This window comes from Paraburkholderia sp. BGA-UO-ETr-F21 (assembly GCF_059567925.1).
Genome location: NZ_JCAQOY010000037.1, coordinates 452,184 through 465,782, shown reverse-complemented (window position 1 = coordinate 465,782; position 13,599 = coordinate 452,184). Strand labels below are relative to the sequence as shown.

12 protein-coding genes are annotated in these 13,599 nt (G+C 63.4%); 7 read left to right on the top strand and 5 right to left on the bottom strand.

What is annotated here, in order from left to right; genetic code table 11:
• Positions 1-57: 57 nt before the first annotated feature.
• The 4 genes from AC57B1_RS25740 to AC57B1_RS25725 form a co-directional block, all read right to left on the bottom strand.
• A complete protein-coding gene (locus tag AC57B1_RS25740) occupies positions 58-1,674 on the bottom strand; it encodes an ABC transporter substrate-binding protein (RefSeq protein WP_408353804.1) in 1,617 nt (538 codons plus the stop codon).
• A gap of 79 nt (positions 1,675-1,753) precedes the next feature.
• Positions 1,754-3,028, bottom strand: a complete 1,275-nt coding sequence (locus AC57B1_RS25735; RefSeq protein ID WP_496419077.1) for an NAD(P)/FAD-dependent oxidoreductase — start codon at positions 3,026-3,028, stop codon at positions 1,754-1,756.
• 78 nt (positions 3,029-3,106) lie between these two features.
• Positions 3,107-3,775: a haloacid dehalogenase type II gene (locus tag AC57B1_RS25730; protein ID WP_408353808.1), complete on the bottom strand. Its 669-nt coding sequence runs from the start codon at positions 3,773-3,775 to the stop codon at positions 3,107-3,109.
• 299 nt (positions 3,776-4,074) lie between these two features.
• Complete coding sequence (locus tag AC57B1_RS25725; protein ID WP_408353810.1) at positions 4,075-5,553, bottom strand: aldehyde dehydrogenase family protein; 1,479 nt, start codon at positions 5,551-5,553, stop codon at positions 4,075-4,077.
• A 280-nt stretch (positions 5,554-5,833) separates the two neighbouring features.
• Between AC57B1_RS25725 and AC57B1_RS25720 the strand changes: the two genes are divergently transcribed.
• The 5 genes from AC57B1_RS25720 (at position 5,834) to AC57B1_RS25700 (ending at position 10,308) form a co-directional block, all read left to right on the top strand.
• Positions 5,834-6,706, top strand: coding sequence for a GNAT family N-acetyltransferase (locus tag AC57B1_RS25720; protein ID WP_408353812.1), 873 nt, complete (start codon positions 5,834-5,836; stop codon positions 6,704-6,706).
• 5 nt (positions 6,707-6,711) lie between these two features.
• Complete coding sequence (locus AC57B1_RS25715) at positions 6,712-7,638, top strand: 2-hydroxyacid dehydrogenase (RefSeq protein ID WP_496419076.1); 927 nt, start codon at positions 6,712-6,714, stop codon at positions 7,636-7,638.
• A 183-nt stretch (positions 7,639-7,821) separates the two neighbouring features.
• Positions 7,822-9,219 (top strand): aspartate aminotransferase family protein, encoded by a 1,398-nt coding sequence (locus AC57B1_RS25710; protein WP_408353816.1) that lies wholly within the window; start codon positions 7,822-7,824, stop codon positions 9,217-9,219.
• 51 nt (positions 9,220-9,270) lie between these two features.
• Positions 9,271-9,768, top strand: coding sequence for an Lrp/AsnC family transcriptional regulator (locus AC57B1_RS25705; RefSeq protein WP_011491802.1), 498 nt, complete (start codon positions 9,271-9,273; stop codon positions 9,766-9,768).
• Between the two features lie 141 nt (positions 9,769-9,909).
• Positions 9,910-10,308 (top strand): hypothetical protein, encoded by a 399-nt coding sequence (locus AC57B1_RS25700; protein ID WP_408482840.1) that lies wholly within the window; start codon positions 9,910-9,912, stop codon positions 10,306-10,308.
• A 36-nt stretch (positions 10,309-10,344) separates the two neighbouring features.
• Here the strand turns inward: AC57B1_RS25700 and AC57B1_RS25695 are convergent, their stop codons facing one another.
• Positions 10,345-11,286, bottom strand: a complete 942-nt coding sequence (locus tag AC57B1_RS25695; protein ID WP_408353820.1) for a LysR substrate-binding domain-containing protein — start codon at positions 11,284-11,286, stop codon at positions 10,345-10,347.
• A gap of 167 nt (positions 11,287-11,453) precedes the next feature.
• On the opposite strand from AC57B1_RS25695, the gene AC57B1_RS25690 reads away from it, so the two are divergent.
• Both AC57B1_RS25690 and AC57B1_RS25685 read left to right on the top strand, forming a co-directional pair.
• Positions 11,454-12,536, top strand: coding sequence for a tartrate dehydrogenase (locus AC57B1_RS25690; protein ID WP_496419075.1), 1,083 nt, complete (start codon positions 11,454-11,456; stop codon positions 12,534-12,536).
• 43 nt (positions 12,537-12,579) lie between these two features.
• Positions 12,580-13,569 carry a succinylglutamate desuccinylase gene (locus AC57B1_RS25685; protein ID WP_496419074.1) on the top strand — a complete coding sequence of 330 codons (990 nt, stop codon included), beginning with the start codon at positions 12,580-12,582 and terminating at the stop codon, positions 13,567-13,569.
• Positions 13,570-13,599 lie beyond the last annotated feature (30 nt).

The window sequence follows — 13,599 nt, the reverse complement described above, 5'->3', positions numbered from 1 at the left end:
TGTGACTTTCCAGTTCGTCAGACCGGAAACCCTTCGTAACCGCCCTTCAGATCCGGCTCAGGCCTCGAGCCAGACATTTTCCGCGAACATGAAACCCATCAGGCCGGCGAGCGGAATCGAGCCGAGACCCTTGAGCTTGTCCGTGTAGGCGTCGAGCGAACTCTGGAACAGCGGAATGCCGACACCGCCCGTTTCATGCACCAGCACCTGCATGTCGCCGTAGATTTTCTTGCGCTTGGCGTCGTCCGGTTCGCCGCGTGCCTGAATCAGCAGTTGGTCGAACTTCGGGCTTTTCCAGTTCGCTTCGTTCCACGGCGCGTCCGACTTGAAGAACTGCGTGAAGATCACGTCGGCGCTCGGGCGCGCATTCACATTGCCGAAACCCAGCGGGTGCTTCATCCAGTGGTTCGACCAGTAGCCGTCGGCCGGCACGCGCGAGACTTGCAGATTCAGACCGGCTTGCGGCGCGACCTGCTGCAGGAACATCGCCATTTCAACCGAGCCTTCGGCCGCCGGCGAAGCAAAAATCTGGATCGGCGCGCTGCCGACCTTCGCCTTCTGGAAATGGAACTTCGCCTTGTCCGGATCGAAGGTGCGCTGCGGCAAGCCGGCCAGGTAGTACTTGTTGGTCGGATCGATCGGCTGGTCGTTGCCGATCGTGCCGTAACCCTGGAAGATCGCGCGGCGCATCTGCTCGCGGTCTTGCAAATACATCATGCCACGCCGGAAATCGTCGTTGCCGGTAATGCCGCCTTCGTCGCGCACAACCAGGTCGGTGTACAGGCCGGTTTTCGTCTCCAGCACGGAGAAACCACCCGCGCCCTTGATCTGGGTGGTCGAACGCGGGCTCACCGCGTTGATCAGTTGCACGTCGCCCGAGAGCAGCGCGTTCACGCGCGCCGATTCGTCGCCAATGCCGATCAGTTCGATCTCGTCCAGGTGCGGCATGCCCGGCTTCCAGTACTTCTCGTTTCTCACGCCGACCGTGCGCACGCCCGGCGAAAATTCCTTGACCTTGAACGGACCGGTGCCGATCGCCGTTTTGAAGTCCTTGGTGCCGTCCTTGATGATCTGGAAATGCGAGGTGGCGAGGATCACCGGAAGATCGGCGTTCGGGCCTTCCAGCGTGATCGTCACTTCGTTCGGGCCGGTGGCCTTCACTTCCTTGATCTGATCGGCCAGCGTCTTCGCTTTCGAGGCGGTGGCCGGATCCTTGTGGCGCATGATCGAATACACCACGTCGGCCGGCGCGAGCGCTTTGCCGTCGTGGAACTGCACACCATTGCGCAGCTTGACGACCCACACGGTGGCGTCTTTCGTATCGAGCGAGGTCGCCAGCGACATCTTCGCGCCGAGATGCGAATCGAGTTCGGTGAGACAGTTGTAGAACATGAAGCCGCGGACGTAGTCGGTGCCGAGCGCACCCTTCGCGGGGTCGAGCGTGTCGGCCGCGGAAGCGGATTGCGTCGCCACACGGATCTTGCCGCCCTGCTTCGGCTTGGCCTGCGCGAGCGCCGCGCCGCTGGCGGTCAACAAGCCGGCGCCGGTGACCGACATCATGCCGGCGGCGGCCATTGCGCGCAGCACGCCGCGCCGCGACGCGCCTTTGGCAGTCAATCGCTCCAACTCGCTTCCGAGTCCAAGAGCGCCATGTTGCGAGTTTTCCTTATTCATCGAACTTCTCCGCGAGGTGAGCAACGAGGTTAAGCAGGCGTGGCTGCGTGGTTTTGACTGCCAATCGAACAACGAACGATCAATAAAAAATGTCTTTGATGCGGTAGTACGTCCCCACGAGCGGCAGGAACCAGGGCTTGCCGGTGTGGCCGGGAATCGCGGGCCATTCGGACTCGCGCCACGGATTCTGGTCTTCGTGGCCGTCCATCACATCGGCCATGACCTGGCCCATGTGCGTGGACATCTGCGTGCCGTGGCCGCTGTAGCCCATCGAAAAATAGATACCGTCGTGCTGGCCGGCATGCGGCAAACGGTCGGCGCTCATGTCCACCAGACCGCCCCAGCAATAGTCGATGCGCGCATGCGCGAGCATTGGGAACATCGCGGCGAGGCCTTCTTGCAGGATGCGACCGCTCTTCGCATCGGACGGCCTCTCGGACGCCGTGAAACGCGCGCGGCCGCCGAACAGAAGTCGCGAATCCGGCGTCACGCGAAAGTAGTTGTGCATCAAACGCGTGGTGGTGTACGCACGCCGGTTCGGAAACACTTGCGCCAGCAACGCCGGCGCCACAGGCTCCGTCACCACGATGAACGAACCGACCGGCGCGAGACGCCTGCGGTACCAGCCGAACGGACCATGCCGCGACGGGCCGGTGGCGATCAGCACCTGCTTCGCGCGCACTTCGCCGCGCGCCGAGCTGATACGAAAGCCGCCGCCGTCTTTCGCGATGGCAGTAACCGCCGCGTTCTCGTACAGCTTCGCGCCGCGGCGCACCGCCGCCTCGGCGAGACCCACCGTGAACTTGCCCATGTGCATCTGGCCGCCGTGCCGTTGCAGCAATCCGCCGTAAAAGCTGTCGGATTGAATTTCGCTGCAGATACGGCTACGGTCGATCAGTTCAATATCCGTATCCACTTCGCGGCGAATCGCTTCGGCCGTCTTTTCCAGATGCGCAAGATGATGCGGCTTGGACGCCAGCTTCAGCTTGCCGGTCGCGATGTAATTGCAGTCGATGTTTTCCTCGCGGATCAGACGCTCGACCGTGTCGACCGCATCCGAAAACGCGCGGTAGCAGGCGCTCGCGCGCTCCACACCGAGTTGCGCGACCAGCGCAACGAAGTCCTGCGCGACCCCGGTATTAACCTGACCGCCGTTGCGCCCGGACGCGCCGCCGCCAATGCGACCCGCGTCGAGCACGGTCACCGTGGCGCCGCGCTTGCCCAACGCCTGCGCCGCCGACAGTCCGGTGAAGCCGCCGCCGATCACGACCACATCGGTCTGGCCGTCGACCGGACCCTCGCACGCCGACAGCAGTGGCGGCGCGGTGTCGAGCCAATAGGAATCGAGCTTCATCCGTGAGGTCCTTGAGATGGGCAATGAGCGAGGCGGCGGGCAGTGTCTGGCACGTGCAAAGGCAAGGGCAACCGGCGCTTACAGGCCGAGTTCCGAAGCCAGATGCGGAATGTCGTTGACCTCGTAGTACTGGTAGTACGGCGTCGACGGTTCGTGGCCGCGCTTGACGAACGCTTTGTGCTTGATGCCCATGTCATGCGCGGTCATCAGGTCGTAGCGCAGGCTCGACGACACGTGCAGCACGTCTTCCGGATTGCAGTTGAGCTGGTCGAACATGTATTCGAAACCCTGCATGCGCGGCTTGTACGACTGCGCCTGCTCCGCCGTGAAGACCTTGTAGAACGGCGCGCCGAGCTTGTCGACGTTGCTCTGGATCTGGTTGTTCGAAGCGTTCGAGAGAATCACCAGCTTGTACTTCTTCGCGAGACGAGCAACGCCTTCCGGCACGTCCGGATGCGGACCCCAGGTCGGCACGGCGTCATAGATGCTTTGCGCGCCCGCTTCGTTGAATTCGACGTTCATGCGCTTGCACGCGCGGCGCAGCGCGTTGACCACCACGTCGCGATACGGCTTCCATGCGCCGAGCACTTCGTCGCGACGATAGCCCGAGTAAAACGCGACAAGCTTTTCCAGGTCTTCGCCGTTCAGCAAATGACCGTACTGCTCGCGCGTCATGTCGGCCATGTGGAATTTGGTCAGCGTGCCGTAGCAGTCGAAGGTGATGTATTTCGGTTCGAATTCGATCATGGTGCAGTCCTATCGTGATGGTGAACTCGTGGTCGGAGTTCATTGGCGAAAACAGCAACTATCTTGCAAGGGATCTGAGCAAGTGCTTCGCACCCGCTCAGATCGACAAAAGCTAATTCCTGTAAAAGATTTAATCAGCGCAAAAACATAGATGTTCCTGATTAGGGCGCTGCCGGTGACACAAACCATGCGTTTTTCGGGCCGCTGACAGCACAGAATGCGGCGATCAGGCTAAACCCTTGCCCCTACTGGGTTTGCGACCGGCACGCGAAGCGGCCGGCGGGTGCTCAGAGGCGTCTTCAGGCCCGCAGGTCGATCAGTACGCTTTTGAAACGCAGGTTCGCCTCGTAGGCCTGGCGGCCCAGGTCCTTGCCGATGCCGGAGCGCTTGTAGCCACCCGTGGGAATCATGAAGTCCGAGGTGCGGCCATAGCGGTTCACCCACACCGTGCCTGCTTCGAGCCCGCGCACGAAACGCAGCGCCCGGCCGAGGTCGGCGGTATGCACGCCGGCCGCGAGGCCGTACTCGGGATGCTGCGCGAGCGCGAGCGCTTCTTCTTCGGTATCGAAGGTTTGCAGCGTCAGCACCGGCCCGAAGACTTCTTCGCGCACCGCTTCGGAGTGCGCCGTGACGTCCGTGAGCAAGGTCGGGGCGTAGAACGCGCCATCAGCGCCGCCGTCGGCTCTCACGCCGCCGTAGCGCAGCGTCGCACCAGCTTCCAGCGTGCGTCCCACAATGCCTTCTATGCGCGCCGCCTGCGGCGCCGAAATGATCGGCGAGAGCGTCGTGCCCGCGGCCCATGTCGCGCCGGGCTTCAACTCGGCGAAGATCTTGCCGATGCGTTCGGCAAGCGGCTCAGCAAGGCTGCGCTCGACTAGCAGGCGCGAGCCCGCCACGCACACTTGCCCCGCGTTGCCCGTGATCGCGCCGGCAATGCGGCGCGCCACATCGTCCAGACGCGGCGCGTCGGCGAATACGATTTGCGGGCTTTTGCCGCCCAGTTCGAGCGTGACCGGCTTGGTGCCGCTGGTGGCGCACGCGGCCATGATCGACGCGCCGGTTCGCGTAGAACCCGTGAAGGTGACCTTGCTGATCTTTGGATGGCGCACGAGTTCGTCGCCGGTCACCCGGCCATCGCCCTGGATCACGTTGAAAATGCCGGCCGGCACGCCCGCCTGCACCGCCAGTTCGGCGAGCCGCAAGACCGAGAACGGCGTCATCTCCGAGGGCTTGAGCACCACCGCATTGCCGGCCGCCAGCGCCGGGGCGATCTTCCACGACGCCATGACCAGCGGGAAATTCCATGGCGCGATCGCGCCGATCACGCCGTAGGGTTCGGCGATCGTCATGCCGAGATGATCGTGATCGGTGGCCGCCACGTCGCCACCCAGCTTGTCGGCGAACTCGGCGTAAAAGCGGATGCCCTCCGCGGTGAACGGCACGTCCCAGCCGATCGCCTGCGCAATCGGGCGCGTCGAGCCGAGCGCTTCCAGCCGGCCGAGCGTCGGCGCGTCGGCTTCCACCAGCTCGGCGAAACGGCGCAGGATCTTCGCGCGTTCGCGCGGCGCCATGCGCGCCCAGCCACTCGCCCTGAATGCCTGCCATGCGTTCTCGACGGCGCGGTCCACCATCGCGGCGTCGGCAAGCGGCACCGACGCATACACCACGCCGTCCGATGGACGCGCCACCTCGATGCGTTGCTCGCCCGCCTCGACATATACACCGCCGATGTAGTGTCCGCTGCGAATCGCGACGTCGTCTGGATTGAAGCTGTCCATGAGAGAGGTGTCCTGTGTGACTGGCTAGTGGTCTCGCGCGGCGCGGTCCCGAGACCGCCGCCGCCATGACAAAATCGTAGAGCCGCGGGCGTGGCATATGTCGCCGACAAAAATCGCCCCGCAGCAGAACTCACCTGTAATGCGTGCCCGGACCTGGCGTTTTGCATCGAATTGCGCTGCGGTGCTTTCCGGGGGCCGCGATAAAAAGATCGTCCTAGTCACACCGCGCAGCGGATGACACAGTGACGGCGTAAGCCTTCAGTCAATCAGGGAGCTCGGCGTGTCCGATTCGATTACCTATAGACGCTTCACCCTCGAGGACATCGCCGCTGCGCATGCGTTGACCGTCGAACTCAAATGGCCGCATCGCGCGGACGACTGGAGATTCGTGGCGCAACTGGGCGTGGGCTTCGTCGCGGAAGACGCGAGCGGCGTGATCGGCACCGCCCTGTGCTGGAAATACGGCGCCGAGCACGCTTCGCTCGGCATGGTGATCGTGTCGCCGGCGCACCAGGGGCGCGGCATCGGCAGAAAGCTGATGGATCTGGTGCTGGAAGAACTGGGCGGGCGCGTCACCTTCCTGCACGCCACTCCCGCGGGCCAGCCGCTGTATGAAAAGCTCGGCTTTCGCGCGATCGGCACGCTCGACCAGCATCAGGGCGCGGCGTTTCAGCCGCCGCTCGTGTCCTTGCCGCCCGGCGAACGGTTGCGTCCGCTCGGTTCGAGCGATACCGCGCGGCTGGTCGAACTGGCGTCGCGGGCCAGCGGTCTGGACCGCGGCGAAGTGTTGCCCGCACTGCTGGGCGCCGCCGACGGCATCGCGCTCGACCGCGACGGCGAACTGATCGGCTTCGCACTGTTTCGCCGCTTCGGGCGCGGCTTTGCGATCGGTCCGGTGGTCGCACCCGCCTCGGAAGATTCGAGCCGCGCGAAGGCGCTCATCAGCCACTGGCTGGCGCTGAACGAAGGCGTGTTCGTGCGTATCGACACCCCGGGCGAAAGCGGTCTGACCGAATGGCTGGAACAGCTCGGGCTGCCGCGCGTGGACACGGTCGTCAAAATGATCCGCCCCGCCACGCCGGGCCAGCCCGCGAGCGGCGGACAGGATGCGCATTACCTGCAATACGGCATCATCAACCAGGCAATCTGCTGACCATCATGGCCTTCCTCTATAAAGCCGACCCGGCGCGCGGCGCCCAGTGGGCGAAACTCTTCGCGCAGAAGGCGCCGGACTTGCCGTTTCATATCTGGCCCGATCTCGGCGATCCGGCCGCGATCCGCTATCTCGCTGCCTGGCAGCCGCCTGAAGACCCGACGCGCACCTTCCCTAACCTGGAAGTCGTGTTCTCGGTCGGCGCGGGCATCGATCAGTTCGATCTGTCCGGCGTGCCGGAGCATGTGCCCGTGGTGCGCATGATTGAGCCGGGCATCGTGGAAGGCATGGTCGAATATGTCACGCAGGCTGTGCTGACCATTCATCGCGATCTGTTCGATTACGGCCTTCAGCAACAGCAGCAGGTCTGGCGCGAGCTGCCGCTCAAGCCCGCCAGTCAGCGCCGTGTCGGTGTGCTCGGGCTCGGCGTGCTCGGCACGGCCGTGCTGGAACGGCTGCGTCTGTTCGGTTTCGACTGTGCGGGATGGAGCCGTTCGGCTCGCGAGATCGAGGGCGTCGACTGTTATGCCGGTGAAGGCGCACTGGATGCGTTTCTCGCTCGCACCGACATCCTCATCTGCCTGCTGCCGCTCACGCCCGCCACGCGCGGGCTGCTCAATGCGCAGTTGTTCGCGAAGCTGCCGCGCGGAGCCTCGCTGATTCAAACAGGGCGTGGTCCGCATCTGAATCAGCAGGATTTGCTCGCGGCGCTCGAGAGCGGTCAGTTGCACAACGCCATTCTCGACGTCACCGATCCCGAGCCGCTGCCCGCCGGTCATGTGTTGTGGACGCATCCACGCGTGCGTATCACGCCGCATATCGCGAGTGCGACGCGGCCCGACACCGCCGTCGACGTAGTGCTGGAGAACCTGCGCCGCCATCGCGCGGGCTTGCCTATGGTTGGCCAGATCGACCGCGCGCAAGGCTATTGAGGGCAGAACCGGACGAAATGCCCGTGCGACACGGCTTTTCAGCGTTCGCAGCATAAAATGCTGAGGTCACGCATCAAAACGCGTCGTGCGCGCTTTTCAGGCAATTGTTTAGGTGAGCAGGCGATCGCCGCTGATCAGTAGTATGGGACGGTCAACAGCCCCTTCCCGCGACGAGAAACCATCATGCCGATTCAATCGCTTATCGAAGCCGACCGCAAGCATCTGATTCACCCGGTCATCAACTACCGCGCCCATGAAGCACGCGGCGTCACCGTCCTCGAGTCCGCCAGCGGCGCGTTTCTGCGCGACGCGGCCGGCAACGAACTGCTCGACGCGTTTTCCGGACTCTGGTGCGTGAACGTCGGCTACGGCCAGCAAAGCATTGTCGACGCCGCTACCGCGCAGATGCAAAAACTGCCCTACGCAACCGGCTATTTCCATTTCGGCTCGGAGCCGGCCATCGAACTCGCTCAAAAGCTGGTCGAGGTGTCGCCTGCTTCGCTGCAGCACGTCTACTTCACGCTCGGCGGTTCGGACGCGGTGGATTCGGCACTGCGCTTCATCACGCATTACTTCAACGCCACGGGGCGCGCGTCGAAGAAACACATCATCGCGCTGCAACGCGGCTACCACGGCTCGTCGACGACCGGCGCCGGCCTCACCGCCCTGCCCGCGTTCCACCGCAACTTCGATCTGCCGCTGCCGAACCAGCATCATCTGCCGTCGCCGTATGCGTACCGCAGCAACTTCGCCGACGACGCTGCGCTGATCGCCGCCTCGGTGGCCGCGCTCGAAGCGAAGGTGGCTGAACTCGGCGCCGACAACGTCGCCGCGTTCTTCTGCGAGCCGATTCAGGGCTCGGGCGGCGTGATCGTGCCGCCGGTCGGCTGGCTCACGGCAATGCGTGAAAGCTGCCGTAAGCTGGGCATCCTGTTCGTCGCCGATGAAGTCATCACCGGCTTCGGCCGCACCGGTCCGCTGTTCGCCTGCCAGGGAGAAAACGTCGAGCCGGATCTGATGACGGTGGCCAAAGGCCTGACCGCGGGCTATGCGCCGATGGGCGCCGTGCTGATGTCGGACGAAATCTATCAGGGCATCGCCAACGGCGACGCCGAGGCGGTGGTCGGCCATGGCCATACGTATTCGGCGCATCCGGTGAGCGCGGCGATCGGCCTGGAAGTGCTGCGCCTCTATCACGAAGGCGGGCTGCTGGCGAACGGCGTGGCGCGCGCACCGCGCTTCGCGCGCGGCCTCGACGCGCTGCTCGCGCATCCGCTGGTGGGCGACTCGCGCCACCGTGGCCTGCTCGGCGCGCTCGAACTCGTCGCCGACAAGGACAGCAAGGCGGGCTTCGACCCGGCGCTCAAACTGTCTGAACGGATCGCCGCCGCCGCGTATGAAAACCGCCTGATTTTCCGGGCCTTCGGCGACAACATTCTCGGCTTCGCACCGGCGCTCTCGTACACCGAGGCCGAGTTCGATCTGATGTTCGAGCGGCTTGAAAAGACCCTCGACGACGTGCTCGCACAAGCCGATGTGCGCGCCGCATTGAAGGTCAAAACTCATGCCACCGCATGCTAGAGTAGAGGGCCATCCCAGCCCCACACCGATCGCCGGAGCGATAACGTTACGATGAGCAGCGACTGCAAGCTAGACCGGATTGACCTGCGCATACTTTCCCAGTTGCAGAAGAAAGGCCGCATAACCAACGTCGAGCTTGCCGACGCGGTCGGCCTTTCGCCCAGTCCTTGCCTGATCCGGGTCAAGCGTCTGGAGAAAGCCGGCTACATCATCGGCTACGGTGCGCAGATCCAGCTCGAAAAGCTCGGCGATGTGCAGATCGTGTTTACCGAAGTCACGCTCGCCGATCACCGGCGGGAAGACTTCATCAAGTTCGTGAATGCGATCCGCGACGTCGACGAGATCGTCGAGTGCCATCTGGCGAGCGGCGGCTACGACTACCTGCTGAAGTTCGTCACGCGCAGCGTGAGCCATTACCAGAGCATCGTGGAAGGACTGCTGGAACGCGACATCGGGATCGAGAAGTACTTCAGCTACGTGATCATCAAGTCGCCGTTCGTGAAGAGCCACTACCCGCTCGAAACGCTGTTCTCGCAGAATCATCACTAGGCCGTCTCTGGAACCTTGCATGATTGGGATATGCGGCCCTGCGAAGCTGAGTCGAGGACTGCTGAACCGACGTCAGCGCGAATCCGCGCCATTCAGACAGGGGGCGCGATGATTCGACGCCTACTATTCGCAGCTTTCGCCATGACGTTTGGTGCAGGCACCTCCGCCGCACAGACGAAGTCCCCTTCGGTCGGCGATTTCGTGGGCAAGTGGGTCGTCACCGACGTGGTGGACTATTCGGATATATCTGGCGGTATCCCCGAGGCAAAGCGGATTCTCGGCAAGACCATGACGATTACGCCGAAGTCGATTGCGTTCGACAAGGAAAGCTGCGTACCGCGTCCAGGCTTTACAGTTATCGACGTGGATACAGAGACAGAGTTGAACAGGCAATTCGGACTCACCGTCAACGAAACCGGCTTACCCGCGCGAACGACGTTGCTCCATAGCGAAAACTGCTTCGCAGTCTTCGGAATGAGCGACTACAAAATCGTGTTCGGATGGGACGGGATCATCGTGCGCGCAATACGCGAAAAGTAAGCGTAATGATCCGATCGATCAGCAACGCGCGTCAGGTCACCCCATCTCCCCCCCGGCCGCACCCTCGGCCGGCGGACTCCACTGTGCGAATTCCTCACTCAGAAAGTCGACGCAGACCCGCACCTTCGCCGACTGCGCGAGCCGTGCCGGATACACCGCCCACAGATTCGCCGGTTGCGTGACCTCGGGCAGCACCTGCTGCAACTGACCGCTTTCGAGCAGCGGCCGCACGTCCCACATGGAACGCAGCACGATGCCGCGCCCGGCCAGTGCCCACTCCACCGCCACTTCGCCGTGATTGGTCGACAATGGTCCCGTGACCTTGATCGAGACCGTCTCGCCGCGCAACGTCAAACGCCAGAGCCCGAACGGATGGTCGCGCTCCTTGATCGCGAGACACGCATGCGAGGACAACTCGGCAAGCTGGCGCGGCGCGCCATGCCGCGCAAGGTAGCCGGGCGACGCACATAGCACGCGATGATTCGACGCGAGCCGCCGCGCGATCAGATGCGGCGCGATCTCGTCGCCAATGCGCACATCCAGATCGAAGCCTTCGCCGCCCACATCGACGAGACGGTCGAACAGATCGAGCCGCACGCTCAACTGCGGATAGCGCTCGGAAAAGCGCGCGAGCGCGGGCGCGACGAAACGGCGGCCAAAGCCGAAGCTGCTGGAAATGCGCAGCTTGCCGCCGGGTATGCGGCGGGTGGTGGAGACGTCTTCCACCAATTGATCGACGTCGTCGAGAATCTTTTCGGCCCACGTGTAGACGCGCTCGCCCGCTTCCGTGATCGCCACCCGGCGCGTGGAACGGTGCAATAAACGCGTACCGAGCGTAGTCTCGAGCACGTTGATGCGTTTGCTGACGTACGCCGCGGACACTGACAGGGCCTCCGCCGCCGCGCTGAAACTGGACTTGCGCGCCACTTCGCAAAACACGCGCAAGTCGCCGAGATCGGGTGATGGGACGGCGCTCATAGGTCGATGGATGGCAACGGAGTTTGTACACGAATCGTGCACAGTGGCTTAACTAAAGCGATCATTTTAGTCTCAAACAGCAGGAATAAAATAGCCGTTATCGAATCGTCCAGCTACCCCAAACAGTCCCAAGCAGCCCCAAACAATCCCAAGCGGAGGAGCACAACATGTCGAAGAAATATCGGATCGCAGTCATTCCCGGCGACGGCATCGGCGTCGAAGTCATGCCGGAAGCCATTCGCGTGCTGGAGGCGGTGAAAACGCGCTTCGGCATCGAGCTGGAGTATCAGCACATTGAATGGGCGAGCTGCGAGTACTACGCGACGCACGGCAAGATGATGCCGGACGACTGGAAAGCGCAACTGCAATCGGCGGACGCGATTCTGTTCGGCGCGGTCGGCTGGCCCGACACGGTGCCCGACCATATTTCCCTGTGGGGCTCGCTCTTGAAGTTCCGCCGCGAATTCGACCAGTACATCAATCTGCGCCCCGCGCGCCTCTTTGCCGGCGTGCCTTCGCCGCTCGCGGGCCGCAAGGCGGGCGACATCGATTTCTGGATCGTGCGCGAGAACACCGAGGGCGAATATTCGTCGGTGGGTGGCGTGATGTTCGAAGGCACGGAGCGCGAATTCGTGCTGCAGGAATCCGTTTTCACGCGGCACGGCAGCGAACGCGTACTGAAGTTCGCGTTCGATCTCGCGCAACGGCGCGAACGCAAGAAGATCACGGTGGCCACCAAAAGCAACGGCATCGCGATCAGCATGCCGTGGTGGGACAAAGTCGCAGCCGGCATTGCCGCGCAGTATCCGGACGTGACGTGGGACAAACAGCACATCGACATTCTCTGCGCGCGCTTCGTGCTGAACCCGGATCGCTTCGACGTGGTGGTCGCCACCAATCTGTTCGGCGACATTCTGTCCGATCTCGGCCCCGCCTGCACCGGCACGATCGGTCTCGCGCCGTCGGGCAATCTGAATCCGGACCGCAAGTTTCCGTCGCTGTTCGAACCGGTGCACGGCTCGGCACCGGACATCGCTGGCAAAAACATCGCCAATCCGATCGCGATGATCTGGTCGGCCGCGATGATGCTCGACTTCCTCGGCAACCACGCCGGCAAGGAGCGCGAGGCGCACGACGCGATTCTCGCCGCAATCGAGGCGACGCTGGTTGAAGGTCCGCATACCGGCGACCTCGGCGGCAAGGCGAACACCACCGAGGTTGGCCGGGCGATCGCGGCAAAGCTCGCCTGAGCTCGCCGGTCAACCCGCACACTCTCTGCAAGGACACACTCGCATGAGCACGGAAGCCTACCCTATCGAAGTCGAATTCCCCGATATTTCGGGCCACGAACAATCGGCATCCGGTATCGCCTATGTCCACGCGTTCGACTCGGGTGCGCCGGGTCCGCACGTGATGATCAACGCGCTCACACACGGCAACGAAGTGTGCGGCGCGATCGTCGTGGACGAGTTGCTGCGGCGCGCGCTGCGGCCACGCCGTGGACGCCTCACACTGGCGTTCGCGAACGTCGACGCATATCGGAGTTTCGATTCGGCGCAGCCGGACGCGGCCCGCTTCGTCGATCAGGATTTCAACCGCGTATGGACTGCCGCGGTGCTCGACGATACTTCGCGCACGTCCAGCGAACTGGAGCGTGCGCGCGCGATGCGGCCCGTGATCGACAGCGTCGATCTTCTACTCGATCTGCACTCCATGCACGAGAAGAGTAAGCCTTTGATCGTGGCGGGACCGCTGCAAAAAGGCATCGACCTCGCCGTGCGACTCGGCACGCCCGCCACCGTGATCTGCGACGAAGGCCATCCGGAAGGCCGCCGCATGCGCGATTACGAAGGCTTCGGCGACCCCGCCAGCGCAAAGAACGCGCTGCTGATCGAATGCGGACAGCATTGGGAACGCAATGCGGTTGCGGTCGCGCGCGATACCACCGCGCGCTTTCTGCTGCTGGCCGGCGTGGTCGATGAAGCGGATCTGCCGGCCGGCTGGCTTGCGCCATTGCCGGGCGTGCAGCATATCGTCCGCGTAACGCAGCCGGTGGTGGCCACCAGCATGGATTTCCGTTTCGCGGCGGCGTATACCGGTCTCGAAATCTTTCCCGAGGCCGGTGCCGTAATCGGCTGGTCGAACGGCGAGGCCATCACCACGCCCTACGACGACTGCATGCTCGTCATGCCATCGCTGCGGCAACTGCGGCCGGGCGTGACCGTGGTGCGGCTGGGCAAGATCGAGCAGACCGTGACGAACACCCCAACCCATGGCCAATGAAACGGCCCATCCACACTCAAAGGTAACGTA

What these genes read in the sequence shown, in the direction of transcription:
- AC57B1_RS25740 (WP_408353804.1), bottom strand. Translation starts at nt 1,674, where the DNA reads ATGAATAAGGAAAACTCGCAACATGGCGCTCTTGGACTCGGAAGCGAG.
- AC57B1_RS25735 (WP_496419077.1), bottom strand. Translation starts at nt 3,028, where the DNA reads ATGAAGCTCGATTCCTATTGGCTCGACACCGCGCCGCCACTGCTGTCG.
- AC57B1_RS25730 (WP_408353808.1), bottom strand. Translation starts at nt 3,775, where the DNA reads ATGATCGAATTCGAACCGAAATACATCACCTTCGACTGCTACGGCACG.
- AC57B1_RS25725 (WP_408353810.1), bottom strand. Translation starts at nt 5,553, where the DNA reads ATGGACAGCTTCAATCCAGACGACGTCGCGATTCGCAGCGGACACTAC.
- AC57B1_RS25715 (WP_496419076.1), top strand. Translation starts at nt 6,712, where the DNA reads ATGGCCTTCCTCTATAAAGCCGACCCGGCGCGCGGCGCCCAGTGGGCG.
- AC57B1_RS25710 (WP_408353816.1), top strand. Translation starts at nt 7,822, where the DNA reads ATGCCGATTCAATCGCTTATCGAAGCCGACCGCAAGCATCTGATTCAC.
- AC57B1_RS25705 (WP_011491802.1), top strand. Translation starts at nt 9,271, where the DNA reads ATGAGCAGCGACTGCAAGCTAGACCGGATTGACCTGCGCATACTTTCC.
- AC57B1_RS25700 (WP_408482840.1), top strand. Translation starts at nt 9,910, where the DNA reads ATGACGTTTGGTGCAGGCACCTCCGCCGCACAGACGAAGTCCCCTTCG.
- AC57B1_RS25695 (WP_408353820.1), bottom strand. Translation starts at nt 11,286, where the DNA reads ATGAGCGCCGTCCCATCACCCGATCTCGGCGACTTGCGCGTGTTTTGC.
- AC57B1_RS25690 (WP_496419075.1), top strand. Translation starts at nt 11,454, where the DNA reads ATGTCGAAGAAATATCGGATCGCAGTCATTCCCGGCGACGGCATCGGC.
- AC57B1_RS25685 (WP_496419074.1), top strand. Translation starts at nt 12,580, where the DNA reads ATGAGCACGGAAGCCTACCCTATCGAAGTCGAATTCCCCGATATTTCG.